General features: G+C 63.7%; 20 protein-coding genes. 11 read left to right on the top strand and 9 right to left on the bottom strand.

The annotated features are described in order from the left end of the window. The first annotated feature begins 808 nt into the window (after positions 1–808). Positions 809–1,999, top strand: coding sequence for a glycosyltransferase family 4 protein (locus tag C7411_RS21700; protein WP_110386107.1), 1,191 nt, complete (start codon positions 809–811; stop codon positions 1,997–1,999). 43 nt (positions 2,000–2,042) lie between these two features. Here C7411_RS21700 and C7411_RS21695 read toward each other — a convergent pair whose 3' ends face one another. Both C7411_RS21695 and C7411_RS21690 read right to left on the bottom strand, forming a co-directional pair. Further along, positions 2,043–3,038, bottom strand: coding sequence for a GNAT family N-acetyltransferase (locus tag C7411_RS21695; RefSeq protein ID WP_243413273.1), 996 nt, complete (start codon positions 3,036–3,038; stop codon positions 2,043–2,045). A 503-nt stretch (positions 3,039–3,541) separates the two neighbouring features. Next, positions 3,542–4,405 carry an IclR family transcriptional regulator gene (locus C7411_RS21690; protein ID WP_110386106.1) on the bottom strand — a complete coding sequence of 288 codons (864 nt, stop codon included), beginning with the start codon at positions 4,403–4,405 and terminating at the stop codon, positions 3,542–3,544. Between the two features lie 322 nt (positions 4,406–4,727). On the opposite strand from C7411_RS21690, the gene C7411_RS21685 reads away from it, so the two are divergent. The 7 genes from C7411_RS21685 to C7411_RS21655 are packed head-to-tail and all read left to right on the top strand — an operon-like array spanning position 4,728 to position 11,570. Next, the gene (locus C7411_RS21685; protein WP_110386105.1) at positions 4,728–5,819 is read left to right on the top strand and encodes an ABC transporter ATP-binding protein; all 1,092 of its coding nucleotides are present in this window, start codon (positions 4,728–4,730) and stop codon (positions 5,817–5,819) included. Next, the gene (locus C7411_RS21680) at positions 5,812–6,717 is read left to right on the top strand and encodes an ABC transporter permease (RefSeq protein ID WP_110386104.1); all 906 of its coding nucleotides are present in this window, start codon (positions 5,812–5,814) and stop codon (positions 6,715–6,717) included. Before C7411_RS21685 ends, C7411_RS21680 begins: the two co-directional genes overlap by 8 nt. A gap of 51 nt (positions 6,718–6,768) precedes the next feature. Next, a complete protein-coding gene (locus C7411_RS21675) occupies positions 6,769–7,563 on the top strand; it encodes an ABC transporter permease (RefSeq protein ID WP_110386103.1) in 795 nt (264 codons plus the stop codon). 47 nt (positions 7,564–7,610) lie between these two features. Next, positions 7,611–7,949 (top strand): (2Fe-2S)-binding protein, encoded by a 339-nt coding sequence (locus tag C7411_RS21670; protein ID WP_110386102.1) that lies wholly within the window; start codon positions 7,611–7,613, stop codon positions 7,947–7,949. Continuing rightward, a complete protein-coding gene (locus C7411_RS21665) occupies positions 7,946–9,382 on the top strand; it encodes an NAD(P)/FAD-dependent oxidoreductase (protein WP_110386101.1) in 1,437 nt (478 codons plus the stop codon). Before C7411_RS21670 ends, C7411_RS21665 begins: the two co-directional genes overlap by 4 nt. Next, the gene (locus C7411_RS21660; RefSeq protein ID WP_110386100.1) at positions 9,375–10,511 is read left to right on the top strand and encodes an NAD(P)/FAD-dependent oxidoreductase; all 1,137 of its coding nucleotides are present in this window, start codon (positions 9,375–9,377) and stop codon (positions 10,509–10,511) included. The genes C7411_RS21665 and C7411_RS21660 overlap by 8 nt, the downstream gene beginning before the upstream one ends. Before the next feature lie 12 nt (positions 10,512–10,523). Beyond that, positions 10,524–11,570, top strand: a complete 1,047-nt coding sequence (locus tag C7411_RS21655; RefSeq protein ID WP_110386099.1) for an ABC transporter substrate-binding protein — start codon at positions 10,524–10,526, stop codon at positions 11,568–11,570. A 174-nt stretch (positions 11,571–11,744) separates the two neighbouring features. Here the strand turns inward: C7411_RS21655 and C7411_RS21650 are convergent, their stop codons facing one another. The 6 genes from C7411_RS21650 to C7411_RS21625 are packed head-to-tail and all read right to left on the bottom strand — an operon-like array spanning position 11,745 to position 18,407. Then, complete coding sequence (locus tag C7411_RS21650) at positions 11,745–13,178, bottom strand: flavin-containing monooxygenase (protein ID WP_110386098.1); 1,434 nt, start codon at positions 13,176–13,178, stop codon at positions 11,745–11,747. A gap of 3 nt (positions 13,179–13,181) precedes the next feature. Continuing rightward, on the bottom strand, positions 13,182–14,033 hold the full coding sequence (locus tag C7411_RS21645; RefSeq protein WP_181431359.1) for a transporter substrate-binding domain-containing protein: 852 nt from the start codon (positions 14,031–14,033) through the stop codon (positions 13,182–13,184). Next, positions 14,030–15,676 carry a rhodanese-like domain-containing protein gene (locus tag C7411_RS21640; protein ID WP_110386097.1) on the bottom strand — a complete coding sequence of 549 codons (1,647 nt, stop codon included), beginning with the start codon at positions 15,674–15,676 and terminating at the stop codon, positions 14,030–14,032. The genes C7411_RS21645 and C7411_RS21640 overlap by 4 nt, the downstream gene beginning before the upstream one ends. Positions 15,677–15,715: 39 nt before the next feature. Next, positions 15,716–16,906 (bottom strand): cystathionine beta-lyase, encoded by a 1,191-nt coding sequence (metC, locus tag C7411_RS21635; RefSeq protein ID WP_110386096.1) that lies wholly within the window; start codon positions 16,904–16,906, stop codon positions 15,716–15,718. After that, complete coding sequence (locus C7411_RS21630) at positions 16,906–17,538, bottom strand: cysteine dioxygenase family protein (protein WP_110386095.1); 633 nt, start codon at positions 17,536–17,538, stop codon at positions 16,906–16,908. The genes metC and C7411_RS21630 overlap by 1 nt, the downstream gene beginning before the upstream one ends. Next, positions 17,535–18,407 (bottom strand): amino acid ABC transporter ATP-binding protein, encoded by an 873-nt coding sequence (locus C7411_RS21625; RefSeq protein WP_110386123.1) that lies wholly within the window; start codon positions 18,405–18,407, stop codon positions 17,535–17,537. The genes C7411_RS21630 and C7411_RS21625 overlap by 4 nt, the downstream gene beginning before the upstream one ends. Positions 18,408–18,732: 325 nt before the next feature. On the opposite strand from C7411_RS21625, the gene C7411_RS21620 reads away from it, so the two are divergent. Genes C7411_RS21620 through C7411_RS21610 form a run of 3 tightly spaced genes read left to right on the top strand, consistent with a single transcriptional unit; the run spans position 18,733 to position 21,159 of the window. Beyond that, positions 18,733–19,596: a transporter substrate-binding domain-containing protein gene (locus C7411_RS21620; RefSeq protein WP_110386094.1), complete on the top strand. Its 864-nt coding sequence runs from the start codon at positions 18,733–18,735 to the stop codon at positions 19,594–19,596. A gap of 2 nt (positions 19,597–19,598) precedes the next feature. Beyond that, positions 19,599–20,342 carry an amino acid ABC transporter permease gene (locus C7411_RS21615; protein WP_110386093.1) on the top strand — a complete coding sequence of 248 codons (744 nt, stop codon included), beginning with the start codon at positions 19,599–19,601 and terminating at the stop codon, positions 20,340–20,342. Continuing rightward, positions 20,332–21,159 (top strand): amino acid ABC transporter permease, encoded by an 828-nt coding sequence (locus C7411_RS21610; RefSeq protein WP_110386092.1) that lies wholly within the window; start codon positions 20,332–20,334, stop codon positions 21,157–21,159. Before C7411_RS21615 ends, C7411_RS21610 begins: the two co-directional genes overlap by 11 nt. Before the next feature lie 266 nt (positions 21,160–21,425). Here C7411_RS21610 and C7411_RS21605 read toward each other — a convergent pair whose 3' ends face one another. Further along, the gene (locus tag C7411_RS21605; RefSeq protein WP_110386091.1) at positions 21,426–22,166 is read right to left on the bottom strand and encodes an ABC transporter ATP-binding protein; all 741 of its coding nucleotides are present in this window, start codon (positions 22,164–22,166) and stop codon (positions 21,426–21,428) included. Positions 22,167–22,209 lie beyond the last annotated feature (43 nt).

The following is a 22,209-nucleotide window of genomic DNA, read 5'->3' as shown; positions in this document are numbered from 1 at the left end:
CAGAACGAGCGGATCTCGCGCTTTGCCTGGTAGCGCGAGCCCGCGCCACCGTCGAAGCCGTCATACGACGGGGCCTGCAGAAACAGCGTTTTCATATTCCTCGTTTGTCCGCGCAGTGTGGTGAAACCCGGTTTGCTATTCGCGTGCGCCCGATGGCTTGTCTCGTCGGCGCCCAGCGCCACGCAATTGCCTCGAAACGCATTACGCAAAACATTCGATCGGCATTCCGGCTCGCATGTTTGTTATCGAATTGAAGGACTAGGCGCCGCGGGTGAACCCTAAGATATTAAGCTGAAAATCTGATGCTGACCTTAAGCGCTTTCCCTTCTTCCGAAGTATTGAAACATGCCAAACCTCCAGTGTGACGAATTGATATGACAGTTTTCATCGCACCGCGCCGATTGATGTCCATTGGCATGACAATCGGTCACAAGCCTGGCACAATCCGTCCTCTTGCGCCTGGAAATCGTGTCAATCGGCCAAAGCTATGCAAGTCGTGTGCCACTGCGTGCGTACCTCTTGCGCATTCTTCAGAAGAATCCTCTGGTGCGTTTTCATCTGCTTTGCATCGCCTCCGCCATATCGGACAAGTTTTCGCTGATCGCCGACATCGTGTAAAAACGCCTCACAATCGGGTTACGATGCAACAAACGGCGTGACTGCGGGTCCCTGCCGCGAATGTGCGAGCGATGTGGCGCGGCCAACGCTGCCCGGCAGGTCGGGACGACTGTCCGGGGATTTCATGCAGGCCAGGCACCCGGGGTGCGCTGCCTGCTCAACCAAGCGCCACCGTGAGCCGTCATTGTCCATGCGTATCCTCTTCGTCATCGGCAACCTGGGCGACTATCACGTCCCTCGCTACGAGGCTCTCGTCAGCGCGGCCTCCAGTCGCGGCCACCAGGTGGCGCTGCTCGAGGTCTTCGCCCGCTCGGGCGTCTACGGCTTCCCTCAGGAGCGCCGCGCCGCATTCTTCGCGAACCGGCCGCGCATGGCGGAAACGCTGGTGGAAAACGGCGCCGACAGCGACGGCCTCGGCGCGCGCGACACGGCGCGCCTCATTGCGAAGGTGCGCAACTTCGAGCCCGACGTGGTCATCACGCTCGGCTACAACACCGGCTATTCGGCAGTGCTCTGTTTCCTCAGACATCTCACGCGGCGCTTCAAGCTCATCTACATGTCGGACTCGAAGGCCGACGACGGACTGCGCCAGCGCACCAAAGAGCGGCTCAAGCGCTTCATCGTGAGCCGCTTCGACGGCGCGCTCGTGGCGGGCGAGAAGCATCGCCGTTACGCGCAGTCGCTTGGCATACCGAAGGAACGATCCCGCATCGGTTTCGACGTGATCGACGTAGACTATTTCTCGGATCTCGCGCAGGCCGCGAGCGATAACCCCGAGGCCGTGCGATCCCGCTTCGGCCTGCCGCAACGCTACGTGTTGTGCGTGAGCCGCTTCGTTGCGCGCAAGAACGTCGACGTGCTGATCGACGCCTACCGTAAATCCGGCGTGTACAACGAAAATATCGGCCTCGTTCTGGTGGGTCAGGGCCCGCTCGAAGCGCAACTGCGCGCGCGTATCGCATCGCTCGGCCTGATGCCGCATGTGACGATACTCAGCTCGCTCGCCAACCAGGACATGCCGAATCTCTACGCGCTCGCGGAATTCGTCGTGCTGGCGAGCGAATTCGATCAATGGGGCCTGTGCGTGAACGAAGCGTTCGCGGCCGGGTGCCCTGCCATCGTCACGCGCACATGCGGCGTGGCTGGCGAAGTGGTGATCGACGGCGTGAACGGTTTCGTGGTCGAACCGCGCGACGTCTCGACGCTCGCGCAGCGTATCGGCGAGCTGGGCGGCGAGCCCGCGCTGCGCAAGCGCCTGGCCGCCGGTGCGCAAAGCACGATCCGGCGCTGGACGCCCTTGCTCTTCGCATCGAGCGCGCTGGAGCTTGCCGAGGTCACGACCCGCCGCACAAGCGACCCTGCGCGGCACGAACTCGTGTAGCGCGCCCTTTGGCTCTATCGCTCGCTACACGGCGCCCCGCCGCTCAGAGATTGGGGGCGAAAACGCGCCCTGGCACAAACTTCCGCTTGAGCGTACGCATCAGCAAATAAACCGTGCCGTGGCGCTCGACGCCCAGCCGCTGCGTGAGCTTCGCGCCGAATCCGTTGAGGAAGCTGAATGTCGATGGGCTCGAAAAGCCGTCGAAGTCGAAGGTGAGCTTGCGCTCCAGCGCGCGGCCAATGCCGGTCCACAGCAGCAGGCTGATCGAGCCGCTGTGCGCGTCCTGCGCCCGCGACGAAAGCAGGTAATACATTGCCTGATGGTCCCAGACGAGGCCTACCGCCGCCACGAGCTTCCCGCCTGGCCCATAGGCGCCGAGCAACATCCCCGCCTTGCGCTCGACGAATGCGTTGACGAGGTCGCGCATGACTGCATCCCCGTAAGCATTGGTACGCGAACGCGCCGCGAGATTCGCGTCGTAGAACGCGATGAACTCGTCGGGCGTGATATCCGGCACGACGGTCAATTCGCGTGAGGCGCTGCGGATCACATTGCGCGTCTTGCTGTTCAGACGCTTCCATGCCTCGTCGGCCGTGGTGTTCCAGTCGATGCGGAACGTGTAGCGCGCCGACACCGTGAAGCCGTGCAGTGCGAATGCAAGAGCGTCGTCGATGCGCGGGTCGAGCACCTGGAAAAAGCTGTCGCAGTCGGGCAACTGCTCGATCAGTTTTCCGGTCACGTCGAGTTCATGGTGCAGTTGGCGAGCCTCGCTGCCCGTCACGGATTTGATGACCGGCCCGAGCGTGCGCGTGAGCGGCGGCAGGTGCGAGACACGCCACAGTCGCGTGCGCTGCATCGCGTACGGCATCTCGCCGATGACCTCGCCGTTCTGCTTCACCATCGCAAGCTTCCAGTCGCCTTGCGTGGCGATGTCGAGCCACCAGCGCTCATGAAAGATCGAAGGCGCCGCGCGTACCGGCACCGGCGTCGCAGCCGGTGCCTCGAAAACGGGCAACGTCCGGTCGTTTATGGTCGTCATCGATCACCGGTATATTCTGACTGCAAGCGCCGCGGGGTCCCACCTGCGCTCCATCTCCCCCAGCACCCATGCTCCTCAATGACTTCTCGTCGACGTGGCAACGGCATGTACTCAATATGTACATCTCACGCGGCGGGTTGCCTTTGTCCCTTCCGGGTCTTGCAACGCTACACACCCAATGGCGCTTCGAGCGCTTCTGTTTTCGTTTCCGGGGGCACCTGCCCGCGCCGCGACAGATTGCGAAGCTCCGCAGCGGCGAACTGCCATTCGTACATCGACTCCCAGTCTACGAACAGCAACCTGCCCGTTTACGCCAAAACCAAGACGCATGCGGATAGGTTATCTCCCTGGTTATTTTTTTCCGATCATACTGCTCGGTTTTGCAGTGCAGCAATGCACGGACCTGCTGCCCATTTGCATACCGATCATCTAACGAGAACGATTCGCGATCAGGGTAGTTAGTTAGGAATCCATTTGACCTGATCAATCCCGCTCATCGTCGTTCAAGCCAGCGGTTGTGTCGTCATTGCCCGCGTGAACCCGTGCATGGGGCGGCGCACCGCCACATCGAACGGGTTCGTTTGCGGCCCGATGATCTCGGCCTGCCGCTTGAGCAGCTCGACGATCGTCGGCAAGCGGTCCTCCGTGAGACGAGCAGCCAGCGTGCCTACGCTCAGTGCGCCCACGGCGCAGCCGTTGTGGTCCAGAATCGGCACGGCCACGCCCGCCATGCCTTCGAGCACGCCGGTATTGCGTCCCGCGTAGCCGAGCTTGCGCACGCGCTCGATTTCCGTGCGCAAATACACCTCGTCCAGGACGCCGTAGCTGCGCAAACGCGGCACGTTGAAACGAATGATCTCCTCGCGCTCGGCCTCGGGCTGGAACGCGAGAATGGCAAGACTGCCCTGCCCCACGCCCAGCGCTACGCGCCCGCCAATATCGCCCGTGAACGAGCGGATCGGAAACGGACCTTCGCACATGTCGAGGCAAACCGCGTCGAAGCTGCTCTTCACGAGCAGGAAAATGGTGTCGCCAAGGCTTGCGCACAGCCGCAGCAATGCAGGCCGGCATAGCGTGCGCATGCCGCTGGGATTGCCCGCCTGTGCCGCGAGCGCGAAAAAATCCACGCTCAGCCGATAGCGCCTCGTGCCTTCGTCCTGTTCGACCACGCCTTCGGCGATCAGCCCCTGCAGCAGCCGGTGCACCGTGGCCTGGGTCAGCCCCACAGCCTTGGCGAGTGCGGTCACGCGGCTGCCTTCCGCCTGACTTGCCCCGAGTGCGCGGATCAGCGCGAATGCGCGCTGCAACACGCCGGCGCTGCGTGCGTCGTCGGCCGGCGTTCCACTTTTCTCTTCCACTGACGTCATATCAACCTCGATTTATTTCATTCAGCGGAATATCCGTCGGAAGCCCGTACGAATTGGCGCGCTGACTGAAAGATTGAACTGCCACACATCATCACCCGGCAGCCGGCTCATTCAGGGATTTCCCGAGGTCCACCGGGTGAAACAACCCATAAGCCAGGCCGCTTCTATATTCCATTAAACGGAATATAAGTCAGATTTCTATCGTTTGATGGAATTTTAAATTGACGACCAAAAATTTGGCTAGCTACAGTCCGCTTCAACGTCCCGCACCGCAATCCGCTTAGCGGGTGCCGGCGCAACCCAAGCACTGGAAGGCCACCCCATGTCGTTCCTCACCCTGACCGATGTATCGAAATCGTTTGGCGATCTGCAGGCGGTTGCGGGCGTCAATTTGTCGGTGGAAAAAGGCGAGTTCGTCTCAATGCTCGGCCCCTCGGGCTGCGGCAAAACCACGACGCTGCAGATGATCGCCGGCTTCGTCGAGACCACGCGCGGGCGTATCACGCTCGATGGGCGCGACATTACGCACACGCCCCCGAACAAGCGCGGCCTCGGCATCGTGTTCCAGAGCTATGCGCTCTTTCCGCACATGAGCGTGGAGCAGAACGTGAGCTTTGGCCTCGAAATGCGCGGCGTGGACAAAGCCGAGCGCCGGGATCGCATTCGCGAGGCACTCGCGCTCGTGCGCCTCGACGCTTACGCGCAGCGCTTTCCGCGCGAGCTTTCGGGCGGCCAGCGCCAGCGCGTGGCGATTGCGCGCGCCATTGTGATCGCGCCGCCCGTGCTGCTGCTCGACGAGCCGATGTCCAATCTCGACGCCAAGCTGCGCGAAGACATGCAGTTCGAACTGCGCGCCATTCAGCGCAAGATCGGCACGACCACGCTGATGGTCACGCACGATCAGTCCGAAGCGCTGTCGATCAGCGATCGCGTGGTCGTGATGGAAAGCGGCCGGATCACCCAGGTCGACACGCCTTATCGCGCGTATGAGCGGCCCGAGAACGACTTCGTCTCGCAGTTCATCGGCAAGGCCAACATGCTCGCGGGCCGCATCGTCGCGCGCGAGGGCGACACGATCCGCGTGGACCTCGGCCACGATCTCGCGGAAACGGGCTCGACGGCGCAACTGCCCGAGCGCGGCCGCGCCGTGGGCGTGGGCGACGCGATCACGCTGTGCATCCGCCCCGAAAAGCTCAAGCTGTGCGCAAGCGGCTCGGGCCGGCTCGCCGGGCGCGTGACGAGCCGCTTCTTCCTCGGCAGCCAGTGGCTCTACCGGCTCGACAGCCGCGCGGGCGAAATGCTCGTGTGCTGCCAGAACGAGGGCAGGGAGCCGCTTGCCGAAGGCGACCACGTGGGCATCGACTGGCATAGCGACGCCATCCGTTTCATCCATCAGGAGGGCGCCCATGTCTAGCACGCTCCGCGCTTCGCAGCCTGCCGCGCGCGCCACCATGCGCGCCGGCTGGCAGGCTTACCTGCCGCTCTGGCTCATGAGCGCACCCGCGCTCCTGCTGTTCGCCGCGCTCGTGCTCGTGCCGCTCGCCATGACCGTCGCGCTCACGTTCTACCGCTTCGATCCGATGAGCGGCCCCATTGCCGCATTCGATCTGCACAACTACGTGGAAGTGCTGGGTTCGTCGTACTTCCACACGATCTTCCTGCGCACCTTCGGCATTGCCGCGCTCACCACGCTGCTGTGCGTCGTGATCGGCACGCCCGAGGCGTACATCCTCTCGCGCATGCGCGACCCGTGGCGCTCGCTCTTCCTGCTCGTGATCCTCGCGCCGCTGCTGGTTTCCGTCGTGGTGCGCGCGTTCGGCTGGAGCATGCTGCTCAACATGAACGGCCTCGTGAACCAGTTCTTCGGCCTGTTCGGCGCGGGACCCTTCAAGCTCGAGTACACGACCTTCGCCATCGTCGTCGCGCTCGTGCATGTGATGCTGCCGTTCATGGTGATTCCGGTATGGACCGCGCTGCAAAGGCTCGATCCGCAAACCGAAAACGCAGCGCTGTCGCTCATGGCCTCGCCGTTCACCACCATGCGCCGCATCGTGCTGCCGCAGCTCATGCCGGGCATTCTCTCCGGCAGCCTCATGGTGTTCGGCCTGTCGGCGAGCGCCTTCGCGATTCCGGGCCTGCTGGGCGGCAGGCGCCTGAAGGTGGCGGCCACCGCGGTGTACGACCAGTTCCTGAGCTCGATGAACTGGCCGCTCGGCGCGACCATCGCCGTGCTCCTGCTCGTCGCCAATCTCGTGGTGATGCTCACCTACTACCGCGTGCTCGAACGGCGCTACGCGCGCAGCATGGGCTAGGCGCATTTGCAAGCCCGTTATCAATGTGAACAGGCCCCAGGACCCACCACCATGCGCAAAAACGGACCGCTCGCCCTCACGTTTCATAGCTTCGTCATTCTGTTCGTGCTGGCGCCGCTCGTCATCGTGATCCTCGTGGCCTTCACGCCCGACGAAACCCTGACGCTCCCCACGCACGGACTCTCGCTGCGCTGGTTCCGCGCGATTCTCGACTACCCGGACTTCATCACCGCGTTCTTCAACAGCCTCAAACTCGCGTTCGCCTCAGCCACGCTCTCGCTCGTCATCGCATTGCCTGCGGGACTCGCAATCGGGCGTGCACGCTTTCCGGGCCGCGGCTTTCTCAACGCACTGCTGCTTTCGCCGCTCGTGATTCCGGGGCTCGTTCTGGGCATCGCGCTGCTGCGCTTCTTCGCGCTGATCGGCGCAACTGGCTCGTTCGCGTGGCTGATCCTTGCGCACATGATCATCATCACGCCGTTCGTCATGCGGCTCGTGCTCGCCTCAGTAAGCGGCCTCGACCGCAGCATCGAGCATGCAGCCGCGTCGCTCGGCGCGAGCGCGTGGACCACCTTCCGCCGCGTCACGCTGCCGATGATCGTGCCCGGCATCACGGGCGGCTGGCTGCTCGCGTTCATCAACAGTTTCGATGAACTGACGATGTCGATCTTCGTGACCTCGCCGCAAACCGTCACGCTGCCCGTGCGCATGTACATGTATGCGACCGAGTCGATCGATCCCATGATGGCTTCCGTTTCCGCGCTCGTCATTTTCATCACGGCGGGCGCGATGTTCCTGCTCGACCGCGTGTACGGGCTCAACCGCATTCTGATCGGGCAGCACTGAACGCCGCCCGTCTCGTTCGATTCTTGTTGCCGCGCTACCGACCTCCCATGAGTACCGTCACGCCGCTTCCCCTTGCCCAGTTCGTCCGCGTTGCCGAGACCGCGCGCGCAAGCGTTTCCTTCGTTTTAGACGGCGTCGAAGTCAAAGCGCTCGTGGGCGATACGCTGCTCACCGCGATCCTCACGCACCAGCGGCACGTGCGCCGCAGCGAGTTCAGCACGGCGCCACGCGCGGGCTTCTGCCTGATCGGGGCTTGCCAGGACTGCTGGGTGCGCAGCGAAGACGGTACGCGCCTGCGTGCCTGCTCCACGACACTGCATGAAGGCATGCGTGTAGTGACACAACCCGTTCCGGATACCGAAGCTTGTAACGGAGGTGCGCGATGAGCGCGGCCAGGCCCGATCGCATCGTCATCGTCGGCGCGGGACCGGCCGGCATTCGTGCCGCGCAAACCCTGGTGGCTGCGGGACTGCGCCCCACCGTGATCGACGAAAACGCGCGCTGGGGCGGCCAGATTTATCGCCAGCCCGTAGCCGATGCGGGCTTCTCGCGCACGAAAACCGCGCTCTACGGCTTCGAGGCGAAGAAAGCCGACGCGGTCCATCGCGCCATGGCCGAGCTGCTCACGAAGATCGACTATCGCCCCGACACGCTCGCGTGGTCGTGCGAGCCGGGCCGGCTCGACACCCTGCGCGAAGGCCGCGAAGCGAGCGTGCCCTGGTCGCGCCTGATCATCGCGAGCGGCGCGACCGACCGCATCGTGCCATTGCCTGGCTGGACGTTGCCAGGCGTCTATACGCTCGGCGGCGCGCAGGTCGCGCTGAAGGCGCAGGGCTGCGCAATTGGCCAGCGCACCGTGTTCGCCGGCACCGGGCCGCTGCTCTACCTCGTCGCTTATCAGTATGCAAAAGCGGGCGCGCAAGTGGCCGCCGTGCTCGACACGAGCCCGTTCGCGCGCCAGGCCGCCGCCGCGCCGAAGCTGCTCAACCAGCCGGGCACCTTCGCCAGGGGCGTGTACTACGTCGCGTGGCTCAAGGCGCATGGCGTGCGCATGGAGCGTAGCGTTGCGCTCGAGACCATTGAAGGCGACGAAGCGGTGCAATACGTGCGCTGGCGCGCGGCCGACGGCAAAGAGCACGCCATTGCCTGCGATGCGATCGGCCTCGGCCACGGCTTGCGGCCAGAAACCCAGCTCGCCGATCTCGCGGGCTGCCGCTTCGTCTTCGACGCCCTCAACCGCTGCTGGCTGCCCGAGCGCGATGCGGCAGGCCGCAGCTCCGTGCCGGGCGTCTATCTGGCCGGCGACGGCGCGGGTATCGCAGGCGCCGATGCCGCCGAACTCGCGGGCCGCCGCGCAGCGCACGCGGTGCTCGAAGACATCGGCATCGAAGCGCCAAAGCGCGATGCCGACATGCCTGACGCGGCAACGATCGAAAAGCGCCTCGAGCGTATTACGCGCTTTCGCGTGGGCATCGAGCAGGCGTTCGCCCCTCCGGCCAACTGCGCCGCCAGCTGGCCCGACGATCTGACCGTCTGCCGCTGCGAGGAAGTCGACGCAGGCACGCTGCGTAGTTGCATACGCAACGGTTTCGCTACCGAAGTCAACCGGCTGAAGGCGCTCACGCGTATCGGCATGGGGCGCTGCCAGGGACGCATGTGCGGCGAATCCGCCATGGCGCTGCTGAGCGCGGAGACCGGCAAGCCGTTGCACGAGGTGGGCCGTTTGCGCAGCCAGGCGCCTATCAAGCCGATTCCCATTTCGCCGATGCTGTTCGACGACGGCGTGCAGGTCGTCGAAGAGGAAGCCCACGATGAGTGACACGCGCCACTTCCAGGTTGTGATTGCTGGCGGCGGGCTCGTCGGCGCATCGGCGGCGCTAGCGCTCGCGCGCAAGGGCGTGAGCGCCGGCTTGTTCGAGCGGCGCTTTTGCGGTGCACAGGCGAGCGGCGTGAACTACGGCGGCGTGCGCACCCACGGCCGCAGCGCCGAGCAACTGCCGCTTGCGGTGCGCGCCCGGCGTGTGTGGAACCGCTTGCCCGAGCTGATCGGCATCGACGGCGAGTTCGTCGTCTCGGGACACTTGCGCCTGGCGCGCCGCGACAGCGATCTCGAGGCGCTTCACGCATGGTCCGCCATGGCACGCGATTTCGGCGTGGAGTCGCGGGTCATGAGCGGCGAAGCGTTTCGCCGCCGCTACCCCTGGCTCGGCAAGGCCGCCATTGGCGGGGCGCTATGCGCGAGCGACGGCCAGGCGAATCCGCGTCTCGTCTCGCCCGGCTTCGCGGCGGCGGCGCGGCGGGCGGGTGCGCACGTGCAGGAGCAGACCGCGCTCGGCGACCTGAGCTTCGACGGCCGGCGCTTCCAGATGCGAGCGGGCAACGAGCGCATCAGCGCCGACTGGCTCATCAACGCGTCGGGCGCCTGGGCCAATACGGTGGCGGGCGCGTTCGGCGAAACCGTGCCGATGAAGCCGATCTACCCGAACATGTGGGTCACCGAGCCACTGCCGCGCTTTATCCAGCACAACCTGGGCGTGTATGGCGGCGGCGTCTATGCGCGCCAGGTCGAGCGCGGCAACTGCGTGATCGGCGGCGGGCGCGGACACGGCGACGGCGAGTACGCGCAGCCCTCCACCGCGACCACGCGCGCTGTCATGCGCGACGCCTGCGAACTGCTGCCCGGCCTGCGCGATGCGCTGCTCATCCGCACATGGAGCGGCGTGGAAGGCGAAACACCGGACAGCAACCCCATCATCGGTTTCAGCAACACCACGCCGCGCCTCTTGCACGCTTTCGGCTTTTCCGGCGGCGGCTTCTTGTTGGCGCCTGGCGTCGGCGAAGTCCTCGCGGATCTCATCACTGAAGGGGCGACGAACACGCCCATCGAAGCGTTCGCTATCGGCCGCTTCACGCAGTCTTCCGTTCATGCCGCCCTCCCAATCAAATAAGGAGTCCCCTCGATGAAACTCACACACACCCTGGCCTCGCTAGCCGCGCTCGTTGCCTTGGGCGTCTCGCCCGGCGCCTGGTCGCAAACAAAGACGATCTACATCGGAATGAACGGCGGTCCGATGGAGAAGGCTTACACGAGCCAGGTCCTGCCCGACTTCGAGAAGGCTAACAACGTGAAGGTGGTGGTCGTGCCGGGCACGTCGTCCGACGTGCTCGCGAAGCTCCTCGCCAACCGCAACAGCCCGCAGATGCATGTCGCCTTTCTCGACGACGGCGTAATGGCGCGCGCCGTGAGCATGGGCGTGTGCGAGAAGCTCGACGATTCGCCGGTGCTCAAGGAGCTTTATCCGTTCGCGCGCATGAAAGGCGACATAGGCGCCGGCGTGCAGCTCGGCATGACGGGCATCGGCTACAACACGAAGGTATTCGCGGATAAAGGCTGGACGCCGCCCACTTCGTGGCTCGATTTTGCCAATCCGAAATACAAGGGCAAGGTCGTGTTCCAGTCGGCTTCGAGCAGCACCTTCGGGCTGCATGGCTTTCTCGCCATCAACCGTCTGATGGGTGGCAGCGAGAGCAATGTCGAGCCGGGCTTCACGAAGTGGGCGAGCACGGTGGGGCCGAACGTCGTCGAATACATTCCGAATTCGGCCAAGCTCTCGGAGATGATCCAGACCGGCGAGGCCGGCATCTTCCCGCTCACGCCGACCGCCGTGGGCGACCTGAAGGACAAGGGCCTGCCCGTTGCCTACGCCAACCCGAAGGAAGGCGCCGTGCTGCTGCTCGTGGACCTTTGCGTGGTGAAGAACAATCCTGATCCGCAGCTTGCGCAAAAGCTCGCGCAGTTCCTGCTTTCGGCGCCCGCGCAGAGCAAGGCGGCCGCCGCCGGCAAGCAGATCCCGACCAACCAGAACGCGACCATGCCGGCCGACATGCAAAAGAGCCTGGGTAATCTCGACCAGCTCGTGAAGAAGGTGACGGTGGTGGACTGGGAGGTAATCAACGAGCACCGCGCGCAGTGGGATTCACGCTGGAACCGGCAGATCGAGCAATGATCGCGTGCTTCGGAAGCAGCGTGCCGTGCTGTGCCATACTGCGCTCGGCGATCAATTGCGCGCCGATGTGGCGCGCAGGAACGGGTGCGCGTGACGTTTGAGCGGAAAGGCCCCGCCGAAGCGGGGCTCACGGGCGTCATCGACGACCGTTCTCATTTCCGCTTTCAAGCGCATTCAGGCCCCGGACGTCTCGATGCGCCACACGCTCGACGCATACGCCGACTCATCGAACTCCGGCGGCACCTCGGCAGCGAGCCGCTTTGCATGCAGGTCGATATCCGACAGAAACAGATCGCGGCTGATGCGGCGTACCACGGCCGGGATATCGCGCTTCATGCTCGGCACGTCGCCCACGGGCACACCCGCACTCACAAAGCCCGCCGGATTGTAGACGTGGATATGCTTCAGATACGGCGCTTGCCCCGCCACCTTTTCCCTGTATTCGAGCGCCTGGCCGAGATATGGATGCGCACCGAGTCCATCGTCCGCGTCTTCTTTCGACGGCGTGTACTGATCTCGCCACAGCAGAATGTGCGATGCAAAGTCTGCCAGTTCGGGACGTGCAGCCGGATTCACGAAGTAACCCGTTCCCGCAATCGCAAAGTCGAAGCGGAATGAATCGCCCGCCACCCCGGCTTCGATCTGCCCCGCCGCTTCGCTTGCGGACGCCCATTGCGCGCCGAGATGCAGATGGAAATTCTCGAAGCGCGTGACGCGTTCGATCGAGTCAGGCGGCGCTGTCGATCCCGAACGCTTGAAGCGCAGCGCCTGTGCCCAGCGCAATGCGTCCGGCAGATCGAAGTAGTTGTCGTAGGCGCCCGGATACGCACGCGCGCGCGATACAGGCGTGGCCGCGAGCGTGGTGCGGCGCGCGAACAGATGGACCTCGCCCGCGCCGGCTTCGAGCGCAGTCGCTGCGGCATCGAATGCGGAAGCGGCACCGCCCAGCACGGCGACCGACTTGCCGCGCAGGGCGGAAAAATCGATCGCATCGGACGTATGCGCGACGAGGTGCGCAGGCAACGACTGCAGCACGGTCGGCACGAGCGCCCCGCCGTTGCCCGCCACGCCATTGCACAACACGATCTTGCGTGCAGTCTCGACATGCGTGCTGCCGCCCGTTTCCAGATGCAGCGCGAAATGCGTGTCCTTCGGCTCGATTTTCACGAGGCGCGTGCCGTAGCGAATCGGCACCTCGAGAAACTCGCGATACCACGCGAGATACTCGGCCCATCGCTCGCGCGGAATACGGTCGATCTCCTGATACGACGCGGCACCGAAACGCGATTCGTACCACGCGCGAAAACTCAGTCCCGGCAAGCCACCTTCGGGCCCGACCAGCGTCTTCGGCGTACGCAGTTTGTTCATGCGCGCACGGTTGAGCCACACACCCGCTTTCGACGCATCGGCCGCCGCATCGATCACGCTGACGCGGCCAATGCCCGCGCGTCCCAGCGCGAACGCAAAGGCGCAGCCCGTCTGCCCTGCACCGACGATCAAGACATTGTGATCAATGCCGGGATGGTCCGGTACCCAGTTGTCGGGCGCCGGTCCGAGCAGATCGAGCGTACGGCGGGCCTCGTGATCTACATCCACAGTCTGTGTCATGGTTCAGTTTTCCTTGTTGGACGCGTATTGCTGATGCCACTGCTGTAGCTGTTGCGAAGGCGGCATGTGCCACTTGTTGCCTTCTTCGATCAGAAAGCCCGTGCGATGCCAGTCCTTGACGATCTTGTCGAACGCCGCAACGGTGTCGGTCTGTCCCTTGCGAACCCAGATCACGGATGGCGATGGAATGAGCTGGGTACGCATTGGAGATTCATAGTCTTTCCATTCACCCGACGGATTCGCCAGACGCGCCTGAATACCGGGTGTCACATGCACCGATGCGACACACGTGCCGCCGCGCAGCGCGAGCAACGCTTCAGGCATTCCCTTGAACGCCTTGACCTGTGCGCCGTACTGTTCGATCAGCGGCTTCGTGTAGTTGCTGCCTTGAGAGACGCACACCGGCTTGTCGCGCAAATCGGTCCAGTCATGAATGCCGGAACCCTTGTGCACCATCGCGCTGCCGCCAATTTCCTCGAACGGCGTCGGCACGTAGCTGAGTATCTCGTCGCGCTCCTTCGTGTACTGCATGCTGGCGATCAGCGCATCGACCTTGCCCTGCTGCAGGAACTGCACGCGGTTCGGCGGCGTCACTTCGACGGCTTCGAACTTCACGCCCAGATGACGCGCAAGACTTTCGCCAAGCTCGACGTTGTAGCCGATCGGCTGGCGCGTTGCGGGATCGAGCGTGCCATACGTGCCATCCAGCACGACACCGACTACGAGCGTGCCGCGCGCCTTGATGCGATCGAGCGTGGCATCGGCATGTGCGGTGCCGGCTGCTGCGGCACAGGCCGCGACAGCGGATAAAAGCAGACTGGCGCGCAACGTGCGCTTCGACAAACTGGACATCATGAATGGGTCAACCCGGAAAGCATGTCGGAAACGGGGGGCTGCGCAGCGATCCTGAAGTGTTGAAGCTCATCGGCTGCACACTGGGCGATCAAACCCGTTTCCCAGGACAGATAGGCGCGCGCGGAATCGAGATTGCCTTCATGGCGGTCGTGCACGAAGAACAGATAGTCGATGCGCTCACGATCGGGCGGCGTCTGCGGTGTTGCTTCCAGCGCAAACCCTGCCTGTTTGAAGGTATCGATACCGGCTTCAGCAACCGACACATTCACGAATCCCGCATCGCGCAGATCGAGAGCGGCGAGCAAGGCGAGTTCCGAAGCATCCGCATACAGCACGATTCGCGCGGAGCGATCGATGCCAGCAAACGCATCGAGCAGCCTCGGCCGGATCGACCAGCGCGCGCCCTGAGGATGGCCCTTGCGATAGGCCGCACTCGGGCGCAAATCGATCAGATGCACGCCGTCTGCGCCACGCAATGCGCGCAGTCCGTCCGCGCCGACGCGATCCACGTCGGTGCCGCGCGGTGCAGTGGCAGCGTCGCCTTCGGTCGGACGCAAGGCGCGCGCGTGATGTTCCGCAATAAGCGCCGCTTCAAAACCGAGCTGCACGAGCCACGTCGCGATCACGGGCGCCCGCACCCGATCGTGATCGACCAGCAATACGCGCGCACCGCGCACGCCGATGGTCTGATCGGTTGCCTGCAGCAGTTGACCGCCGGGTGCGTGCACCGCGCCGGGTACGCCATCGCGGGCGAACTCCTCGGCACTGCGCACGTCGAGCAGATACGTGGTGCGATCGGGCGCATCGAGCCAGGCCTGTCCTGTGCGCGTATCGAGCGACGCCAACCCGAAACGCTGCGCCAGTTCAACGGCGCGCTTGCGCGCGTCGGCTATGGCGCGCTCTTCAACCGCATCCGGATAGCGCCGCGTACTGCGGTACTCGAGTTTGAGTCCGGCCAGTGTCCAGCCCTGTGTTCCGTTTTCCAGCGCAATGACGCGATTGGGTATGCCGAGGCTGCGCAATAGCTGCGCGCCGATGATGCTGCGAGTGCGGCCCGCACAGTGAATCACGATGGGCGTCTCAGGATCGGCAGCGAGCGCGCCGATCCGGTACGGCAGTTCGCCATTCGGGCAACTGATCGCGCCGGGAATGGTCATCTTCTCGTGCTCTTCGACAGTACGTCCATCCAGCAGCACAAGCGGCTCGCCCCTGGCCTGCCATTGCGCGAGCTCCTTCGCCGACAGATGCGGCGTGCCGAATGCGTGCTCGACCAGTTCACCGAAAGTTTTCGACGGCACGTTGACGCCTTTGAAAAGCGTGTAGCCCGCCTCGGCCCATCCTCGCGCCCCGCCCTGCAGAATCGACACGCGGGTATAGCCCAGCGCATGCAGACGTGTTGCGGCACGCCTCGCAACCGCATCGTTATCAGCGCCGTCGTCGATAAGGACGACGCGCACGCTGCGACGCGGCGCAAGCCTCCCGGCATCGAGTTCGAGCCGGCTATACGGTAGCGGAATCGCGAAGAACGGATGGCCCTCACCAAATTCGCCGGCTTCGCGCACGTCGAATAACGCGAGCTCCTGTGTGTCGTTCAACCATTCGCGCACGGTCGTCGCGGGAATCAGCGGAAAACTGTCTGTCATTCGGATTCGATCAGCAATGAAATGGAGAAAGTGCGCTGCCTACTGAAGGACGCGGTGAAAGGCCTGCCTGAGATCGGCGATCAGATCGGCGGGATCTTCGAGGCCGATGTGGAGCCGCACCACGGGTTCATCGCCGCGCCAAAAACTGTGTTCGCACACTCGGGACGGCGGCGCGACCAGCGCGAGGCTTTCGTAGCCGCCCCACGACGCGCCGATGCCGAACAGACGCAATGCATCGACGAACGCGCCGGCCTTCGTCTGATCCGCGTTGCGCAACGCGAATGAAACGAGTCCATTGGCGCCCGTGAAATCCCGCCGCCATAGCGTATGGCCCGGATCGTCGGGCAGCGCGGGATGGAACACGCGCGAGATCGCATTGCGCTCGGTCTGCAGGTATTGCGCGACCTCCAGTGCATTGCGGCCATGCTGGGCGAGCCGCACGGCGAGCGTACGGATACCGCGCAGCGCCAGCCATGCGTCGTCCGCGCTCACGCTCAGGCCGAGCGCGTCGTGTGCATCGCGAAGTTCGCTGGCCAGCGCGGGATTCGCAGTCGATACCGCGCCTTGCATCAGATCGGAATGGCCGCCAAGATATTTCGTGACCGCCTGCACGGAGATGTCCGCGCCGAGCGCGAGCGGCCGGTACAGTAGCCCGGCGCCCCACGTATTGTCCGCGGCCAGCAGGATGCGATGTTCGCGCGCGAATGCCGCAAGCGCCGGTAGATCGATCACCTCGTACAGGAACGACGACGGCGACTCTGCATAGATGAGCCGCGTACTCGGCCTGACGCTTGCCGTGGGCACGCCGTCGCTCGCGCTGAAATAACTGACGGATACGCCCAACCGCGTGAGCAACGGCTCCACGCGTTCGCGCACCGGCCCATACACACTGTCCTGCACCAGCACATGGTCGCCCGGCGACAGCAGGGCGATAAAGACCAGCGACACCGCCGACAAGCCGGAAGGCGCCAGCAGCACTTCATCTGCGCCTTCGAGTTCGGCAATCGCGGCTTCCAGCGCGCGGTGCGTCGCCATGCCGTGCCGCCCGTAGGTACCGACAGGCTCGCCCGCTTCACGTCGAAGATTGAGCGCGACACGGTCGGCGTCGCTCGCAAAGCGCACGGTACTCGTGCGTACAACAGGCACGTTGACAGGCGCCGCGCCGTGATCGAATGGCGGCGAGCCCGCATGCACGACGCGGGTCAGAAGCTGATCGCCGGGTGCCGTCATCAACCTACCGCCTGCGTCGCACGTTGCATATGCGTCGCGTTATAACGCACGATCAGTCCGGTGTCGGTCTCGAAGCCGAGCCGCCCCGTCAGCGTTTCGAGCGGACGGCCATAAAGATGGAAATGCAGCGTCGGCTCCGCGCCGCCAACGTGAATGCTATGAATATCGTCGGGAAGGAATGCGATGGGCACGCCGGGGCGCACGACGACTTCCTGTGCCAGTTCGATTTTCGCGCGTTCCGGGTCGCGGCCGTCGTCGGTGCGACGATAGATGCGGTTCAGTTCGGCACCGTCGATCGCCGCGATCGCCGCCCACGTGTCGTGGTTGTGCGGGATCGTCGTCTTGCCGGGCAGCAGCGAGTTCAGATACAGCGCGAAACCGTCTTCGCCGGGATTGAGGCGATAACGCGTCGACGTATCGCCGCTATCGCGTTGCGGCGGCGGAAAATCGGCGGAGTCGAACAGCGCGCGATGCGTTGCGAGTTCGAGCAGGCGCGCGCTGATTGCGGCAAGCGCTTCGCGCGTCACGCCTTTTTCGTCGATGATTGTGCGTGCATCGGCAAGCAGCGCCTGCACCGCGGCCTTGCGTTGCGCCGCCACGTCCGTGACGGCTTCGTTGGTGGTTGTGCTCATGATCGTCGGATTGAGGTATCGTGTGTGGTTGGCGTGTCGCGCTGGTCACGCCGCCGCATGCGGCCCGCACAGTCTTCGCCCCGGGCACGCTGCAAAAAGAGCCTGGTTCGTTCGTGAACGGGATCGTGGAAGATCTGCTGGGCGCTGCCGTGTTCGACGATCACGCCGCCTTCCGTAAAAAACACTTCGTCGCTGATGTCCTCCGCGAAGCGCATTTCGTGTGTGACCAGTACGCAGGTCTGTCCTTCGTCGGCCAGTTCACCGATGACGTTGAGCACTTCGCCAACGGTCTCGGGATCGAGTGCCGATGTCACTTCGTCGAACAGGATCAGATCAGGCCGCATGGCGAGCGTGCGGGCAATCGCCACGCGTTGCTGCTGGCCGCCCGACAACGCGCCGGCATAGGCCTTTGCCTTGTTGCCTAGCCGCACCCTGGCAAGCAGCGCATGCGCGTCGCCCTCGGCTTCCGCGCGGCTGCGGCCGAGTACGCGCATCGGCGCGATGGTCAGGTTGTCCAGCACGTTCAGATGCGGAAAGAGGTTGTACTGCTGAAACACGAAGCCGATCCGCTTGCGCAATGCGATGCGTTGGGCATCGGTCGTTAGCGCGCGTACATCGATGCCATCGACATGAATCTCGCCGCGTTGCGGCGACACGAGGCCATTGATGCAACGCAGAATGGTCGACTTGCCCGACCCTGACGGGCCGATGATCGACACGGCCTGGCCGCGCTGCACTGACAAATCGATGCCGTTGAGCACAGACGTATTGCCGTATTGCAAATGCACGTCGCGCAACGACAGCAACACATGACCGGCAGCGTGGGCGTTGACGAGGGCCGTCTGTTCGTCGATAGCAATGCGGTTCATGCCGCCTCCACGGTTGGTTTTCGGGCCGGTTTCGATGGCGCGGTGCCGCGCGTCAAGCCAGTTGCGCACGCAGCAGCCGATCATTCTAGGAACGCAAAAGGCATTCACTAACCAACGAATCGGCAAAACCTTATGCGGCGATCTGCTGTATGCACGAGAACGGCGCGACGGCATATACGGACACGCTTTAACGTCTGCGTGCTTTGCTTAGCAGATTCATTTCGTTGGCCGCGAATCGGGATTGGCATAGGGTATGCCGTCCGGCTCTGGATTATTCGCCGTGGTTCGCCTGATCGCCTCAGTCATTTCATTTATCCGATCGCCCATGACAGTCAGTAAAGGGGTTCATAACAAAATATCCGTGGGTTTCTCGCTGCGGTTTTCGCTGCTTGCGGCGCTCGCCGCGACGCTATTCGCGCCGCACGCTCACGCAGACCAGACGCTCGACAAGATCAATTCACGCCATGAAATCGCCGTTGGCGTGATGATTGCAGGCAGTCCGTTTGGCTCGCTCGATCCGCAAACCCAGCAGCCACGCGGCATGAATGTCGACCTCGCGAATGACATCGGCAAGCGTCTCGGCGTGAAGGTCCAGCTCGTCTCCGTGCTGCCCTCGACGCGCGTTCAATTCCTGCAACAAGGCAAGGTCGATATCCTGATCGCGAACATGGAATACAACGCGCAACGCGGCGAGATTCTCGACCACGTACCGACGCCGTACTATCGCGTAGGCGGCACGGCGATCACGCCGAATTCGAGCGGTATCGCCAAGTGGGAAGATCTGCGCGGCAAGCCGGTTTGCATTTCGCAAGGCAGCAGTTATATCCGCCCCGTGGTCGAGAAATACGGCGCGATACCGCGCGCATTCCCCGGCGCGTCGCAATCGCTGCTCGCGCTGCGCGGCGGAAGCTGCGTCGCAGCCGTGCATGACGCTGCACCGTTGCTCTATCCGTTGCAGCAGCATGATCCCGAATGGCGTGATTACCGCACGCTGCAGCCGGAACTCGAACCGGCGCCTTCGGTGATCTGGGTACGGCAAGGCGAAAAGGACACAGCAGCGAAGCTCGATGCCATCGTTCGTGACTGGCATCGCACGGGCTGGCTTATCGAAGACGAAGCGAAGAATGGTCTGACGCCGGCGTCGCCTGCGCTCGCAGAGTGGCACAAGCAGTTGCCCTCCGTACAATAGACATGGCGTTCTCTTTACATTCGTGGGTCGATGCGGCGGCGCATGCGGGTGTCGACTATCGTTTCCTCTTCGATGCGTACGACCGCGTGCCCTTCTTACAGGGCATCGTGGTGAGCGTCGAACTGGTCATCGCGACGATGTTCGGCAGTGCGCTCGCGGGCTTGCTGCTGCTCATTGCGTTGCGGCACCGGAACGTGTGGATCGCCGCATCCGCGCGCGCCTACGTCGAACTCACGCGGAACACGCCGACACTGGTGCAGCTGTATTGCGCGTTTCTCGTGCTGAACATGCTGATTACCCAGTGGCTGCGCGAGAGTCATATCGACAACCCGTTCAGGCCGTTTTTCTGGGTTGTGCTGGTGCTGTCGCTGCACAAGGGCGCCTTTCACGCGGAGGCATTGCGCGCAGGGTTCGACGCGTTGCCGGCGCAAACGCTCGAGGGGGCTGCGTCGCTGGGTTTCGACCGCGCCACGCGTTTCTGGCGCATCGAACTGCCGCTCGCGTTTCGCACGGCGCTACCCTCGCTGGTCAATAACGTCGTCGAACTGGTGAAAGCGACGGCGCTCGCATCGGCGATTGCCGTCGGCGATATCACTTACCAGTCCATCATGATCTGGACGCAGCGCGACAACGTGCTCGCGTTGATGATCGTCATTCTGCTTTTTTTCGGCCTGCTCACGTGGCTGGTGAGCCGCGCAGGACGCTGGCTCGAACGACGTTTATGGATTCCCGGTTATGGCGCCTAGGTCGGCTGCATCGTCTTTTCCTGTTGCAGAAACCCGCCCGGCAAAGCGCATACGCGGCCCCGCGCCTGGCGTCGCTGCGGCGCTCGGTGTGCTGGTTGCGGGTGCACTGCTATGGGCGTTCGCGCCCGACTCCGGCGCACGGGGCGAAACGCTGGCGCGCTTCGTCGAGTGGGCGCCTGCGCTCGCGCATGGTTTTGCGCTAAACGTGTCGATCAGCATCGGCGCGATTGCGATTGGCTCGATCCTCGGCCTGGCGGTCGGTGCGCTGGCACTCGCGCATTCGCTGCCGGGACGCATGGCAAAACTGTGGGTGCAGGCCTTTCGCAATGCGCCGTGGCTGGTTCTGGTCTATTTCACGACGTATGTGTTTCCGTTCGAGTTCACGCTGTTCGGCACAACGTTTCCGTTTCCGGACTGGCTGAAGGTGACGCTTGCACTGGCGCTTCCCGCCAGCGCCAACATCGCCGAGGTATTTCGCGGCGCGGTGGCTTCGATTCCGACCACACAATGGGAAGCGGCCGGTTCCCTCGCGTTCTCACGCGCGCAGATCCTGTTGCATATCGTCTTGCCGCAGTGCATACGACGCATGCTGCCGCCATGGATGAACGTCTACGCGATCATCACGATGGGGACAGCGTTGTCGTCGCTGGTCGGCATTCACGATCTGATCGACACCGCGCAGGTCGCGAGCAGCACGGTAGCGCGATCGAGCTTTACTGTGCTGAGCTATCTGGCGACGCTGGTTATCTTCTTCGCTTACTGCTATCCGATTTCGCTCTTTACGCGTTGGCTGGAGAAGCGGCTGGGGAACGTATAGCGGTTTGGTCGCTGCCGCGATTGCCGGCCGAATGCAAAATGGCATGAAGCTGCACGTTCACTCAAACAGACCATCGCAGACTTCACCGAACCGGGCTTCACTGTCCTGCGCGGCGGCACGCATGCCGATGTAGCTCAGGCGCGCACATTGCCGGGCGAACTCACGCACGGCGCGCGGTTGGACTCGTGCACGCGTGAACCGCCTGAGCGCGCTGGCGCTCCAGAGCGCGGCACGACAACGCCGGGCATATCGAAGCCCGGCGTTCGTTACGACGCCGTCTCGGCGGCCAGCGCGCCGCCGAGATACGCATCGCGGATACGCTGATCGCCTAGCAAGGTGCGCGCTTCGCCCGAGAGCACCACACGCCCTGTCTGCAGCACATACCCGCGATGCGCAATCTGCAACGCGAGGCTCGCATTCTGCTCGACCATAAAAAACGTCACGCCCTGCTGATTGATCGTGTGGATCAGTTCGAGCACCTTGTCGACATAAAGTGGCGATAGACCCATGGTCGGCTCGTCCATGCAAACCAGCGACGGACGGCTCATCAGCGCCCGCGCCATCGCCAGCATCTGTTGCTCGCCGCCCGACAGCGTGCCGGCGCGCTGCGCGAGCCGCTCCTTGACGCGCGGAAAGAGTGCCAGCATGCGTTCGTAGTCCGCCGCGATGCCATCGCGGTCATGCCGCGAGAACGCGCCCATCAGCAGGTTCTCACGCACCGTCATGTCGCCGAACAGGCGGCGCGCTTCCGGCACCGATGCAATGCCGCGCCGGATAATCTGCGCCGTCGGCAACCCCTTGATGGACGCGCCTTCGAACAGCACGTCTCCCGAGCGCGGCTTGTGCAGGCCGAGTATCACCTTCATCGTGGTCGATTTGCCGCTTGCATTGCCGCCCAGCAGGCAGACGATCTCGCCGCGCGGCACGGCGAGATCGACGCCGAAATGCACCTGGCTTTGACCGTAGAAAGTGTCGATGCTGTCCAGCCTCAGCAAAATATCCGTCATGGCACGACTCGCGTATTGCCGTTCTTGTCTCGCACGAGAAACC

The organism is Paraburkholderia silvatlantica (assembly GCF_003096715.1).
GTDB lineage: Bacteria > Pseudomonadota > Gammaproteobacteria > Burkholderiales > Burkholderiaceae > Paraburkholderia > Paraburkholderia silvatlantica.
This window is presented reverse-complemented; position numbering and strand designations above follow the sequence as displayed.